At 42.7% G+C, this 12,238-nt stretch carries 13 protein-coding genes; 3 read left to right on the plus strand and 10 right to left on the minus strand.

Annotation, left to right across the window (positions count from 1 at the left end; genetic code table 11):
* Nucleotides 1-25: 25 nt before the first annotated feature.
* The 6 genes from BM161_RS07625 to BM161_RS07650 form a co-directional block, all read right to left on the minus strand.
* A complete protein-coding gene (locus tag BM161_RS07625) occupies nucleotides 26-1,207 on the minus strand; it encodes a 3-phosphoglycerate dehydrogenase family protein (protein WP_074931411.1) in 1,182 nt (393 codons plus the stop codon).
* Nucleotides 1,207-2,340, minus strand: coding sequence for a 3-phosphoserine/phosphohydroxythreonine transaminase (gene serC, locus BM161_RS07630; RefSeq protein ID WP_074931412.1), 1,134 nt, complete (start codon nucleotides 2,338-2,340; stop codon nucleotides 1,207-1,209). Before serC ends, BM161_RS07625 begins: the two co-directional genes overlap by 1 nt.
* 24 nt (nucleotides 2,341-2,364) lie before the next feature.
* Nucleotides 2,365-3,006: a hypothetical protein gene (locus BM161_RS07635; protein ID WP_083425723.1), complete on the minus strand. Its 642-nt coding sequence runs from the start codon at nucleotides 3,004-3,006 to the stop codon at nucleotides 2,365-2,367.
* Nucleotides 3,007-3,230: 224 nt separating this feature from the next.
* Nucleotides 3,231-4,013, minus strand: coding sequence for a transglycosylase SLT domain-containing protein (locus tag BM161_RS07640; protein ID WP_143090519.1), 783 nt, complete (start codon nucleotides 4,011-4,013; stop codon nucleotides 3,231-3,233).
* A gap of 150 nt (nucleotides 4,014-4,163) precedes the next feature.
* Nucleotides 4,164-4,604 carry a hypothetical protein gene (locus tag BM161_RS07645; protein WP_074931413.1) on the minus strand — a complete coding sequence of 147 codons (441 nt, stop codon included), beginning with the start codon at nucleotides 4,602-4,604 and terminating at the stop codon, nucleotides 4,164-4,166.
* 92 nt (nucleotides 4,605-4,696) lie between these two features.
* On the minus strand, nucleotides 4,697-5,143 hold the full coding sequence (locus tag BM161_RS07650) for a PTS sugar transporter subunit IIA (protein WP_022932533.1): 447 nt from the start codon (nucleotides 5,141-5,143) through the stop codon (nucleotides 4,697-4,699).
* 191 nt (nucleotides 5,144-5,334) lie between these two features.
* Between BM161_RS07650 and BM161_RS07655 the strand changes: the two genes are divergently transcribed.
* On the plus strand, nucleotides 5,335-6,918 hold the full coding sequence (locus tag BM161_RS07655; RefSeq protein ID WP_074931414.1) for a glucose-6-phosphate isomerase: 1,584 nt from the start codon (nucleotides 5,335-5,337) through the stop codon (nucleotides 6,916-6,918).
* 155 nt (nucleotides 6,919-7,073) lie between these two features.
* On the opposite strand, the gene BM161_RS07660 is transcribed toward BM161_RS07655, so the two are convergent.
* The 3 genes from BM161_RS07660 to BM161_RS07665 are packed head-to-tail and all read right to left on the minus strand — an operon-like array spanning nucleotide 7,074 to nucleotide 8,605.
* Nucleotides 7,074-7,910: a 4Fe-4S binding protein gene (locus BM161_RS07660; protein ID WP_074931415.1), complete on the minus strand. Its 837-nt coding sequence runs from the start codon at nucleotides 7,908-7,910 to the stop codon at nucleotides 7,074-7,076.
* Entirely contained in the window at nucleotides 7,910-8,056 is a 147-nt protein-coding gene (locus tag BM161_RS14370; RefSeq protein WP_177206219.1) for a CD1871A family CXXC motif-containing protein, read from the minus strand. The genes BM161_RS07660 and BM161_RS14370 overlap by 1 nt, the downstream gene beginning before the upstream one ends.
* Before the next feature lie 15 nt (nucleotides 8,057-8,071).
* The gene (locus BM161_RS07665) at nucleotides 8,072-8,605 is read right to left on the minus strand and encodes a TlpA family protein disulfide reductase (protein WP_074931416.1); all 534 of its coding nucleotides are present in this window, start codon (nucleotides 8,603-8,605) and stop codon (nucleotides 8,072-8,074) included.
* A gap of 139 nt (nucleotides 8,606-8,744) precedes the next feature.
* Here BM161_RS07665 and BM161_RS07670 point away from each other — a divergent pair, with 139 nt between their 5' ends.
* Entirely contained in the window at nucleotides 8,745-9,215 is a 471-nt protein-coding gene (locus BM161_RS07670; protein WP_074931417.1) for an arginine repressor, read from the plus strand.
* Between the two features lie 61 nt (nucleotides 9,216-9,276).
* Nucleotides 9,277-10,587, plus strand: coding sequence for a PALP domain-containing protein (locus tag BM161_RS07675; RefSeq protein ID WP_074931418.1), 1,311 nt, complete (start codon nucleotides 9,277-9,279; stop codon nucleotides 10,585-10,587).
* Here the strand turns inward: BM161_RS07675 and BM161_RS07680 are convergent.
* The gene (locus BM161_RS07680; RefSeq protein WP_074931419.1) at nucleotides 10,577-12,157 is read right to left on the minus strand and encodes an alpha/beta fold hydrolase; all 1,581 of its coding nucleotides are present in this window, start codon (nucleotides 12,155-12,157) and stop codon (nucleotides 10,577-10,579) included. The two genes, BM161_RS07675 and BM161_RS07680, sit on opposite strands and share 11 nt — an antisense overlap.
* Nucleotides 12,158-12,238: the final 81 nt, after the last annotated feature.

The following is a 12,238-nucleotide window of genomic DNA, read 5'->3' on the forward strand; positions in this document are numbered from 1 at the left end:
GACTTAATATTTTTAATTCACTGAATTAGCCGAAAATAGGGCGAACTCTGTTTACAGTATCACAAGCTGCGAGCTTTGCGATGATGTCGTCGGTTACAACGCCGTCTACGTCGATGATGTTGTAGGCTACATCGCCGCGAGCCTGGTTGATGAAGGAACTGATGTTGAGCTTTGCTTCACCAAGAATTGTTGTGAACTTAGAGATTGTATCAGGAATGTTTTTGTGGCTGATGCAAAGACGAGTTCCACCGGCTGGGATAGGGTTGTCTGTAACAGTTTTTGGGAAGTTTACAGAGTTTACGATATTTCCGTGCTCGAGGAAGTCCTTGAGCTGAGCTGATGCCATAATTGCACAGTTGTCTTCTGCTTCCGGAGTTGATGCTCCAAGGTGAGGCATACAAACTACCTTTGGATGATTCAAAAGCTCTTCTGCAGCAAAGTCTGTGATGAGGCATGAAACCTTTCCGCTGTCCAAGGCAGCAAGAATGTCTGCATTGTTTACAAGACCACCGCGGGCAATGTTGATAATGCGAACTCCGTCCTTCATGTTCTTGATAGAAGCAGCGTTAATCATTCCCTTTGTGTCGTTTGTCTGTGGAACGTGGATTGTGATGTAATCACACTTTGCATAAAGTGAATCCAAAGTCTCAGCAATCTTTACTTTCTTATCAAGCTTAAGAGCAGCGTTTACAGAAAGGAATGGGTCGTAGCCCCAAACGTCCATACCAAAGTGGAGGGCGAGGTTAGCAACCATAGCACCGATTGCACCAAGACCGATTACACCAAGAGTTTTTCCCATCAATTCTGGACCAACAAACTGGCTCTTTCCTTTTTCTGCGAGGGCAGGGATTTCGTCTCCCTTTCCTGCAAGGCCGTTTGCCCATTTGTTTGCTTCGATTACAGGACGGCTGGAAAGCAAAAGTGCGAGGAGAACAAGCTCCTTTACAGCGTTTGCATTAGCACCAGGAGTGTTGAATACAACAACGCCCTTTTCTGTGAGCTCTGGGATTGGAATATTGTTAGTTCCGGCACCGGCACGTGCAACAGCCTTTACATTGTCAGAAAGCTGCATGTCGTGCATTTCTGCAGAACGTACAAGAATAGCATCCGGATTATTGATTTCAGATGCGATTTCGTAATTATCACGGTCAAGCTGGTTGAGACCAATGCTTGCGATTTTATTTAATGTCTGAATCTTGAAACTCATTATGCATTCTCCTTAGCGAACTTCTTCATGAACTCTACGAGAGCCTTAACTCCGTCGAGAGTCATAGCATTGTAGATTGATGCGCGCATACCACCAACAAGTCTGTGGCCCTTGAGGTTTACGAGACCAGCAGCAGCTGCTTCTTTTACAAACTTGTCGTTGATTTCCTTTTCTTTTGCTACTGAAGCATCGTCTGTTGCTCCTGTAGAGTATTTTGTAAGGAATGGAACGTTCATCAAAGAGCGGCTTCCGATTTCTGTAGTTGCGTGATAGAAGTTTCCTTCGTTGTTGTCCAGGTAGTTGTAAAGGTAATCAGCCTTTTCCTTGTTGCGCTTGAGCATTCCTTCTGCTCCGCCGTTAGCTTCGATCCAGTGAAGAACCTTTCCAAGCACGTAGATAGTGTAGCATGGAGGAGTATTGTACATAGAATCGTTGTCTGCGTGTGTCTTGTAAGCGAGCATAGTTGGTGTGCCGGCACGGCAAGCTTCAGGCTCACAAATCAAATCTTCGCGGATGATTACGAGAGTAACACCTGCAGGAGCCAGGTTCTTTTGAGCACCAGCGAACAAGAGACCAAACTTGCTTACATCAAGTGGCTCACTCAAAACGCAAGAAGAAATATCAGCTACGAGAGGAATCTTTCCTGTATCAGGAATGTACTCGTAGTGTGTTCCCATGATTGTGTTGTTGAAGCAGATGTAAGCGTAATCATAATCGCCCTCAATCTTTTCAACTTTTGGAATATATGAATAGTTCTTGTCTTTAGAAGAAGCGATGATATCAACTTCTACGCCAAGCTTTTTAGCTTCTGCAGCAGCCTTCTTTGCCCAAACACCAGTTTCGATGTAAGCAGCCTTTCCAGTGTGGATACCAAGGTTTTCAGCAACCATTGCAAACTGAGTAGAACCACCACCCTGAACAAAAAGAACCTTGTAGTTGTCTGGCACGTTCATCAACTTGCGAACCATAGCTTCAGCATCCTGAATGATTGGCTCATAAGCCTTAGAGCGGTGACTCATTTCCATTACCGACTGACCAGTTCCATTATAATCCATCATCTCTGCAGCACATGCCTGCAAAACTTCTTCCGGCAGGCAGCTAGGTCCCGCACTAAAATTGTACACTCTTGCCATACAACGACTCCTTTGTCTTTTGTTTTAAGTTATCATTTTCAGGGCATTAAGCACTGATAAATTTTCTATTTTTATGCCTTCAGGTACACTCAGTACCATTCGGGTCATATTTACAATTCCTTTTATCCCGGCTTTTACAAGCCTGTCGCACATTGACTGTGCATCCTTGTCTGCAACTGCCAGAATCGCTAAGGTGATTTTTTCCTGTTTAATCACCCAGTTCATATCGCTAGCCGGGTAGAGCGGAAACGTTGAACGAAGGATTTCAACCCGGTTCACGTTTGAATCAAACCCCGCTTTAATCACAAAATGACTTCCATCAAAAAGGCTGTTATCCAGAAGTGCTGCACCAAGTCGTCCAAGACCTGCAATGCACACATTTTGTGTTTCGCTTTTGTTTATGGACTGAACAGCAGCAAGAAGGTCTGCGGTGTTGTAACCGTTCTTCCAGCCCCGGAAATCACCGTGTTCCGCGGTGGTTTCGACAGGCTCAACCACCGTACTCTTAATCAGCCATAAATCATGCCGAACAAGAGAATCTTTCCAGCCGGTCAATTCACAAATCTTAGCGGAAGTAATTTTTTCTCCGCTCCAGGATTTCAAAAGTTCTTCCAGCTGAACAAGCCTTTTTCTTGTTGCATTCGGCAAGTCATTTATTGATTGCATTATAGATATCCTCTTTGATAGTGGGAATTAAATTTAGAACAAAAGATGAAGAATTTGAGATGAATTTTAGCAGAATTTGCTGAATTTTGCAAATATTGTTAAAAATATAACAGTAAATAAGGTGGTTTCGACAGGCTCAACCACCGTGGTGTATTAGTTAAAAAAAAGAGGATCCGGAAAAACTATAAAAACCGGATCCTCAAAAAAATTAGGAGGCAAATTAATTAGTGTGCGTAAGCAACTGCGATTCCAGGAGAGAGCTGAGTCTCAAAGTAAGACGCAACCTGTTCCTCAAACAGTTGATCAAGCATCTTCTGGTATGACATGATTTTGCCAATGTAGTTCAAAGTAGACTGTGGAGTCTTGTTTGAACGAACACGGCCAGTTCCTGCGTTGTACATTGCAAGGGCAGAAACTTCGTTTCCGGCTGTGTTCAGGCAAAACTTAAGGTGCGCCATACCATATTTTGAACTTACGAACGGATCAAAGAAATCTAACTCAGAAAGCTCGGGAAAGGAGTTGCTGTTCAACTGGAAGAGCCCCCGGTCAATCGTTGTGTTCGCGTTTCTGTTAGTCGCGTTCGAGTTATAATTGCTTTCTGTGTGCGCAAGTGAAAACGCTAAAGAAAGCGGAATGTCATTTTTCTCAGCTTCTGTAAGAATGGCCTGAGTTACCTCTCTGCTTCCAGTAATCTGGAAGTAGAACCACTCTACTGCTGTGCGTGATAACGGCTGGCGATATAATGTAAGTCCGTTATCGTAATCGTCTGTAAGACGGTTCAAAGAAACTTCGGTAAAATAATCCTGAAAAGCTGCTGAAAGTTCTTCTTCGGTTTCTTCTGATAAATCAATTATAGTCAAAGGTTCAGATATTACAGGCTGAACCGGTTCCGGTGCATTAGGCAGCAAAAAATAAACTAAAACGGCTGCAGAAGCTAAGATAATGCACAAAAATGCTGTGAGGAACCATGTACCTGCGAGTCTGTTCTGATTCTCTTTAGACTGCATACGTTTTTCCCTCTTGCTCTCTCGTTGATGCGGAGTATAATGCCACAAATGACAAATATATTCAAGAGAATTTTGAAGAAAATTTGTGAATTTCAGTGAATATTTTACATTTTCTTCGCAAATAGTGCGGTTTATTGCGGTATGATGCAGTTAGTATACCACAATGTCATCTGACAGAGGATTTTCTGCTGTTGTGAAATATACGTACTGTGCATGTTTCATGGCAAGAGTTTCCATAAAGGTCTGCTTGTCTTTGAGCTGTGGAGCAAGTTCCATGCCTGCAACACTTACACAGTCTTTTACGCGGCGGGCAGTGTGATTAAAAGCGCAGATAAAAGCTTCTTCCTGTTCCGGAGTTTCCAGAGGCTTGTCTGCAACGGGAACAAGAACGGCGAAGAGACCGGCATCTTCCATTTTCTTAAGTTGATCGCGAAGAAGGGCAAGGAACTCTTCATTATAGATATCTTCATCCATTTCTACGGTGCTCCATGGAATATTAATGCGTTTGAGGGTTGAAGTATCAACCTCGCTGCCATCAGCAATCTTATAGAGCTTTTTATTCTTTACTGTAAAAATTGGATCAAGTTTCATTCTGTTTCCTCGTTAAAAAAATAAACCGGGTGCGAAGACCCGGTTTTCTCTGATGAGTATCAAAATCAACGGGTGATAAACCCGGAATTCTTCTATTCAGTCAAAATACGGATAACTTCAGCCTTATCCTGAGTATCCAAGATTTCCTGACGCTTTTCAGGACTCTTGAACAAGAGGCTTACTTCAGCCAGGAACTGAAGATGTGGACCTGTCTTGTTTACTGGAGACAAAGTCATTATGAAAATACGGCATGGTTCCTGATCCAGAGAATCGAAATCTACAGGATTATCAGAAATACCGATACATGCTACCAAATCCTTTACTGTGTCAGTTTTTCCATGAGGAATAGCGATTCCGTGCTTCATACCAGTAGACATCTTGCGCTCGCGGTCCAAAACACATTCGCGTGCAGCATCTTTGTCTGTAACTTTTCCGGCCTTAAACAAAACGTCAATCATCTCATCTACGATTTCTTCTTTTGTTGTGCCTTTCAGATGAAGGTTCACGGTGTCTGTTGTTAATACTGTTCTTAAGTCCATAACATAAATGTTATTTCCACTTGCGAAAATTGTCAAGTAGAAAACCCCCTATGTAATAAATTTATTTGAAAAAAATAGAGTTATATACAACTTCCTGAATCACAGAGAAATCAAAATTCATATTATTATTGTATCACCTCTCATAATCTACTATAATACAACCAAAATACAGGATTACTGAGAGGTAAAATATGATTTCTTGGTCAAATGCAGACTCACTTTCTTCATGGAAGAAGTTACAGTCTCTTAAAGGTATGGTTTCTGTTGCAGACGAACTTTCCGGCAGCGGTGCTGCAGACAGAATCGCAAAATATTCTATCCCAATGGGTGGAGCTCTTACTTACAACTTTGCAGCTAAACAGGTAAATGAGCAGATTCTTAAGACTCTTGCTGAGCTTGCAGAAGAGCAGCAGCTTGTAGAAAAATATCAGGAGCTTTTGGACGGTGCTGTAATCAACACTGGAGAGAAGCGCATGGTTCTTCATCAGCTTACACGCGGTCAGCTTGGAAAAGATGTTATGGCTGATGGTGTAAACAAACGCGAATTCTACATCAACGAAGTAAAGCGCATTGCAGATTTTGCTAACGACGTTCACTCAGGAAAACTTGTAAACGAAAAGGGTGAAAAATATACAACAGTTTGTCAGATTGGTATTGGTGGTTCTGACCTCGGTCCACGCGCTATGTACCTCGCTCTTGAGAACTGGGCAAAGAAGAACAAGGCTTTCAAAATGGAAGCTCACTTCATTTCTAACGTTGACCCAGATGATGCAGCAAGCGTTGTAAAATCTCTCGACATTTCTAAGACAATCTTCATTCTTGTTTCTAAATCAGGAACAACTCTTGAAACTCTTACAAATGAATCTTTCGTAAAAGACTTCATTAAAAAGGCTGGCTGTGATGCAAGCAAGCACATGATTGCTGTTACATCTGAGACATCTCCTCTCGCTCACAACCCAGACTATATGGCTGCTTTCTATATGGATGATTATATTGGTGGTCGTTACTCTTCAACTTCTGGTGTAGGTGGAGCTGTTTTGAGCCTCGCTTTTGGACCAAAGGTATTCCAGGACTTCCTCGACGGAGCTGCAGAAGAAGATAAACTTTGTCTCAACAAAGACATCACAAAGAATGCCGCTCTTATGGACGCTCTCATTGGTGTTTACGAGCGTAATGTTCAGGGCTATCCTGCAACTGCAATTCTTCCATATTCACAGGCTCTCAGCCGCTTCCCAGCTCACCTTCAGCAGCTTGATATGGAATCAAACGGAAAGAGTGTAAACCGTGATGGTAAGCCACTTGGATACGTAACTGGTCCTGTAATTTTCGGTGAACCTGGAACAAACGGTCAGCACTCATTCTATCAGTTGCTCCATCAGGGAACAGACATCATTCCTCTCCAGTTCATTGCATTCCGCGAGAACCAGACTGGTGAAGATGTTGTAATTGAAGATTCAACAAGCCAGGTTAAACTCTGTGCTAACGTAACTGCTCAGATTGTTGCATTTGCATGTGGTAAGTCTGATGCAGATCCAAACAAGAGCTTTGCCGGTGGCCGTCCTTCAAGCTTGATTTACGGTGCACAGCTTAATCCAAAATCACTTGGTGCATTGCTTGCTCACTATGAGAACAAAGTAATGTTCCAGGGCTTTGTATGGAACGTAAACTCTTTCGACCAGGAAGGCGTACAGCTCGGTAAGAAACTTGCTAAGACTGTTCTTTCTGGAAATATGGAAGGAGCTCTTAAGGCTTACGCTGGTCTTTTGATTAAATAACAACCACTTGAATTAAGGTTAAAAAAGAGGTAATGCCCACAGGACATTACCTCTTTTTTTTGATATACTGAAGGTACAGTAATTGTACGGAAGGTACGGTGGTTTCGACAGGCTCAACCACCGTATTTTTTTTTTTTATAAATCTATAATTTTGATTACGAAATCGCGTTGTGCGGGCAGGCGGTTTTGCAGGTGCCGCAGCGGATGCAGTCCATGCTGTCGGGAGTTTTCCAGACGGGGATGTCCAGGTGGCAGGCTTTCTGGCAGGCAGAGCAGCCAATGCATTTTTCTGAATCTATTTTTATACGGTAAAGGGAAATCTTATTGAACAGGCCGTACACAGCTCCCAGCGGGCAGACGTAGCGGCAGAATGGGCGGTAGATAATAACAGAGCCCAGCAAGGTTATTGCAAGAATCACAAGCTTCCATCTGAATAGAAAACCTGCGGCTCCTCGCATTGCGTTATTCAAAAGGACGAGTGGGATTCCGCCTTCAAGAGTGCCCACGGGGCAGATCCATTTGCAGAACCACGGTTCTCCTAATCCTGTAAAATCAATCACAAAGAGTGGGAGTAAAATCACAAAAATACCCAGGAAAACAAAACGCAGCCAGCGAAGGCATTTTTCTCCGGGCAGGCGGCGAATCTTCTTTATAAATGGAATCTTAAACAGCAGGTCCTGAATCAAGCCAAAAGGGCAGAGAAAGCCACAGACAAAGCGGCCTAACACGGTTCCAAAAACTGTCAGCAGTCCCAGAACGTAGAGTGACATTTTAAACTGTCTTGCGTTTAGAGTTGCCTGGAGTGCGCCAATAGGGCAGGAGCCAAGGGCCCCGGGGCACGAATAGCAGTTCATTCCGGGAACGCAAAGGTATTTTGAAGCCCCCGTAAAAATCTGACCTTTTGTAAAGCCTTTGAGATAGCCGTTGGAGAGAGCGGTGAATGCAAGTTGAATGAACAGGCGGATTTTGCCAGACGAGGTTTTACTTTTCATCAGCCAATTCCTATGCACTCAAGGCAAATCTTTGTTGCTTTTTGAAAAACGACAGCAGCCTCGCCACGGAAGATTCCTAAAACAATCAGAAGGAGACCTAAACAGAGAACAGAGACTGCAATTATCCGTCTTTTTCTTTCGACCATATGGCTATTATAAACCTATTTCTGGCTTTCCAAAAGTTTATCAATAATTTTCTGCCAGTCCTTTTGACTTCGTGAACCAAAATAAACTGAGCCAATCTGTTTTCCGTTCTTATCTATGAAGAAGGTTGCAGGAACAGCCTGAATACCGCGCAGCATAGTCTGGAACATTGGGATTGTAGGAACGACGTTTTTATATTGTACGCCGGTTGTATCAATAATCATAAGGGCTTCTGTTTTTAGAGAAGGATTCACACGGCCCCAGTCATCAATAATATCAATTGGAATACCGATTATTTCAACGCCCTTGCTTTTGTTTTCTTCGCTGAGTTTAGCAAGATCCGGCATTTCGCGGATACAAGGCCCGCAGAAGGTTCCCCAGATATTTATCATTGTGATTTTATTATTGGAATAGATATCACTGGTGATTTTGTTTCCATCTAAATCAACTGACTCAAAGGCGAATTTTTGAGTAGAAGTTTTATTTCCATCCTTAGCAAATAATAAAGTTGCAGCTGCAATCAGCATAAAAACGGTAAGTATTTTTTTCAAAATATGCTCCTTGTTTACTCCCTAAAATCGGGGTTAGTATATAATATAAATAAATTGTGCACAATATAGTTACAGCTTATAACATATAATATAGAATAATTCTTGTAAAAAATGCATAAAAAGTGTATATTTATACATTATGAAGGAACGACAGTCACGCCTTAAGGCAATTAAAACACTTATTAAGAATAACACAATCGAAAGTCAGGATGATTTGCTTGCGCTTCTTTTGAAGGAAGGCTATGACGTAACACAGGCAACTCTTAGCCGCGATCTTAAGCTTTTGAAGGTGGGCAAGGTTCCAGATGGCCAGAACGGCTATATTTATGCACTTCCTGGTGCAGATGAAAATGCGGAAAGCGAAGCTATTTATGTACAGGATTTCCTTCGCGGTTATGTAAGCATTGATTTTTCAGGAAATATCGTAGTAATCAAAACCTTCCCTGGCCACGCAAATACTGTTTGTAATGCCATTGATAATCTTAACCTGGACGAAGTTCTCGGTACTGTTGCGGGAGATAACTGTATGTTTGCGTGTCTCCGTGAAGGCGTAACCGGCGACGAGTTTATGGAAAAACTCAAGAAACACATTCCGGGCCTGGAAGATTGACAAGGCGCAAGCCTTGACCTACCATATTGTTAGTTTTCACTTTTTAAGTTAAAATTATCTCATGTTATTTACAAGTACACGAAATAATGAGTTATCAGTTACTTTTTCTCAGGCAGTAAGAGACTGTATTCCTGATGATGGCGGCGTTTTTGTGCCTTCTTCAATTGAAGATATGCGCCGCTGGATTTATTACATTGATGAAACAACCCCTTTTTCTTCAATTGCGGGGTCTTTGACTTCTGCTTTAATGCATGAAGAATTTTCTCCAATCATTTGTGAAACTATTGCTACTGCAGCATTCCCTGTTGAGCCGGTTGTAAAGCAGCTGGACGGCAGCCTTTTTATGACAGAAATGTATCATGGCTTTCTGGGATGTCACAGAGATTATGGAGTTTCTTACCTTTGTAACTATCTTGAGTATACGCTTGAGCTTAAGGGCGGTAAGGCAGTTTTTGTTGATTTTACCCATGGCGGTCTTGGAGCTCTGATGTCCCGCATTCTTAAGGGCAAGAAGAATATTAAGTCGGTTCTGGTTTATAAAAAAGGAACAGTTCGCGGACTTGATGAAGAAAGCCTTGCATGGAACGGTGGAAATATTTACCCGGTAGAAATGGAAGGAACAGAAGCTGAAATTAAAGCTGCCATTTCCAAAGTTTTTGCAGACCGCAATTTTGTAAAAGAACACGGACTTACTGTTGCCAATACAACTAATGTGTGCCGTCTTCTTGGTCAGATTTTCTTTTTCCCTTATTCATTTGCACAGATTAAGAATAAGTTTAACGGCGAATTGTATTATGCTATGGGTGCCGGTAATTACGGTTCACTTATGGCGGGTCTTTATAGCTGGCGTTTTGCTTTACCGGTAAACGGCTTTTATGTTCCTAGTACTCCGGCTCTGGCAAGAAGTGCAACGGGCGCTCCTGTTGTTCTTGATTCACTTGTTGATTTGAAAGCTCGCGGAGAAGCTAATCCTGCGGTGCCTGCAAATCTGGAGAGACTTGAATCCTTCTTTGGAAAGAACGAGCTGATGATGAGGAACTTTATTTACCCGGTTGATATTTCAGAAGCTCAGCGCGATGCAGCCGCAAAAGAACTTTATATTAAGTATGGCATTTTTGCTGATAAGGACACAGCTTCTGCCTATGCTGCTGCAAAAGAGAACAGTGGCGAAGTTTATGACGAGGACGGAGCATTTATTCTTACAGCATATAATCATCCGTCTCTTTCATCTGACTACTGCCGCCACGTAATAGGAGAGGCTCCGGAGATGCCTGAAAATATAAAGGCAAGCCTGGTTCCTTTCCAGCTGAATCGTCCTCTTGTTTCAGGTGCCAACGAGCTTAGAAAAATTATCGAAAATTTTAGCCTTTAAGAAAATCTTTAATAATCTGACTGATCTCTTCCGGCAGTTGAATCTGTGGGGTGTGTCCGCAACCTTCAATTAACTCCAGATTTACTTCCGGGGCGGTCAGGTTTTCGACATAATTTTTTACGAGTCCTACCGGGCAAATCCAGTCGCAGGAACCGGAGATCAGGAGAACCGGCATCTGGTAATTGTCGGCAGCCTCCAGTGCATTGAAGTTATTCATATATTCTTCGAGGGGAGAAATCAGTTCAATAAAGCGGTTCAGGTTGAAGATCTGCATGAAGTACCAGCGCATATCGTCAATGCCGGCAATCGGGCTTGTAAGGGCTGCGAAAACTGAAAGGTCTTTTGTGACTGTCTGCGGATGATAAGGGCTTACAAGCTTTCGCAGGGTAAAGAGATTTTGCAGGCTCATGTCTGTCATAAAGTTTTTGTATGCGGTTTTGAGTGCTGTGGTGTCGTCACCTCTGCTGCGGGCAATGCTCAGAGCGTCTTCATAAGAATAAACTTCGCCTGCATAGTTTTTCTCGTTTACACACTGGCCAATACCGATATATGCCGAAACTTTTTCGGGGTGCTTAAGGGAATATCTGCTTCCAAGCATGGTGCCGTAAGAGTGGCCGAGAATGATTACCTGTTTTTGATTGAAGCGGTCACATAGATAATCTACAAGGGCATCGAGGTCGGCAAGTTGTTTGTCAAAGGTCAGACTTTTGTTGTCCGGGTCTTTTGCGGCATTCGGATAGTAAGATCGGCCGCTACCCCTTTCATCCCAGCAGACAATGGTGAAGTCATTTGTAAGTAAATCCTGCCAGTAGTAATCAATGTAAGTTGTAGGAGCGCCGGGGCCACCATGCAGCGAAATGATAATCGGATTTTCCTTTGATTTGCCTGCGATGGTGATGTATTCTTTCTGGTTGGTCAGCTGAAGGTAGAGCTGTTCGTTTGCACCATCTTTATAGCTGACAGCCCTCTTAATCTGATTGATATTTCTTCCTGCAATGAAGAAGGTGAAAGCACCGCAAACTAAAACTGCAAGGACAAGACAAAATCCCTTCAAAATGCCAAGCGTGATTCTTGCGGCAGGTTTTCTTTTTGCGGGAGCTTGGTAAACTTCTTTTTTGTGCTGCAGGTGAATGCCAATGTGGCCAACGCCCAGAATGCAAGAGCCGACTAACATCATAATATTTCCGCCATAGATTCCAAGCAGGAAAAAAGCGATGACGGGCAGGGTAGCACCGGCAACCGGAATGCCAAGAATGCCCCGATAAAAATCCTTCATGGTCTTTTCACTTTTGAAATAACGGATCCAGTAAATCTCATAAAGGACCATGCACAAAAAGGAAATAATCAGAACTGTCAGCCAGAAGTTCCAGCCCTTGAAATTGAAATCAGAAAAGATGAGGGCAAGGGGCGTTACAATAAACTCGCCGCATCTTTCCAGTGCCAGTAAAACTTTATTTTCATTTGGGGCGTATTTTTCGTAATCCTTTGGTTGATTTTTTGTCCAGATAAAATTTGGGATCAGCAGCATAAGCAGCCAGATTAAGCCGATGTAGGAAAAGCCGAAGGTCATTTGTAAAATCTCCTGTGGTATTATGTGAGTAAAAATCCCCTTACTTTAGGGCAAGGGGATTCTTACGATGATTTGATTATT

The sequence above is a fragment of the Treponema bryantii genome (assembly GCF_900113965.1).
GTDB classification, from domain to species: Bacteria; Spirochaetota; Spirochaetia; order Treponematales; family Treponemataceae; genus Treponema_D; species Treponema_D bryantii_A.

Excerpts from the sequence above, each read along its gene's own strand:
- BM161_RS07625 (WP_074931411.1), bottom strand. The coding sequence starts at position 1,207 with ATGAGTTTCAAGATTCAGACATTAAATAAAATCGCAAGCATTGGTCTC.
- serC (WP_074931412.1), bottom strand. The coding sequence starts at position 2,340 with ATGGCAAGAGTGTACAATTTTAGTGCGGGACCTAGCTGCCTGCCGGAA.
- BM161_RS07635 (WP_083425723.1), bottom strand. The coding sequence starts at position 3,006 with ATGCAATCAATAAATGACTTGCCGAATGCAACAAGAAAAAGGCTTGTT.
- BM161_RS07640 (WP_143090519.1), bottom strand. The coding sequence starts at position 4,013 with ATGCAGTCTAAAGAGAATCAGAACAGACTCGCAGGTACATGGTTCCTC.
- BM161_RS07645 (WP_074931413.1), bottom strand. The coding sequence starts at position 4,604 with ATGAAACTTGATCCAATTTTTACAGTAAAGAATAAAAAGCTCTATAAG.
- BM161_RS07650 (WP_022932533.1), bottom strand. The coding sequence starts at position 5,143 with ATGGACTTAAGAACAGTATTAACAACAGACACCGTGAACCTTCATCTG.
- BM161_RS07655 (WP_074931414.1), top strand. The coding sequence starts at position 5,335 with ATGATTTCTTGGTCAAATGCAGACTCACTTTCTTCATGGAAGAAGTTA.
- BM161_RS07660 (WP_074931415.1), bottom strand. The coding sequence starts at position 7,910 with ATGAAAAGTAAAACCTCGTCTGGCAAAATCCGCCTGTTCATTCAACTT.
- BM161_RS14370 (WP_177206219.1), bottom strand. The coding sequence starts at position 8,056 with ATGGTCGAAAGAAAAAGACGGATAATTGCAGTCTCTGTTCTCTGTTTA.
- BM161_RS07670 (WP_074931417.1), top strand. The coding sequence starts at position 8,745 with ATGAAGGAACGACAGTCACGCCTTAAGGCAATTAAAACACTTATTAAG.
- BM161_RS07675 (WP_074931418.1), top strand. The coding sequence starts at position 9,277 with ATGTTATTTACAAGTACACGAAATAATGAGTTATCAGTTACTTTTTCT.
- BM161_RS07680 (WP_074931419.1), bottom strand. The coding sequence starts at position 12,157 with ATGACCTTCGGCTTTTCCTACATCGGCTTAATCTGGCTGCTTATGCTG.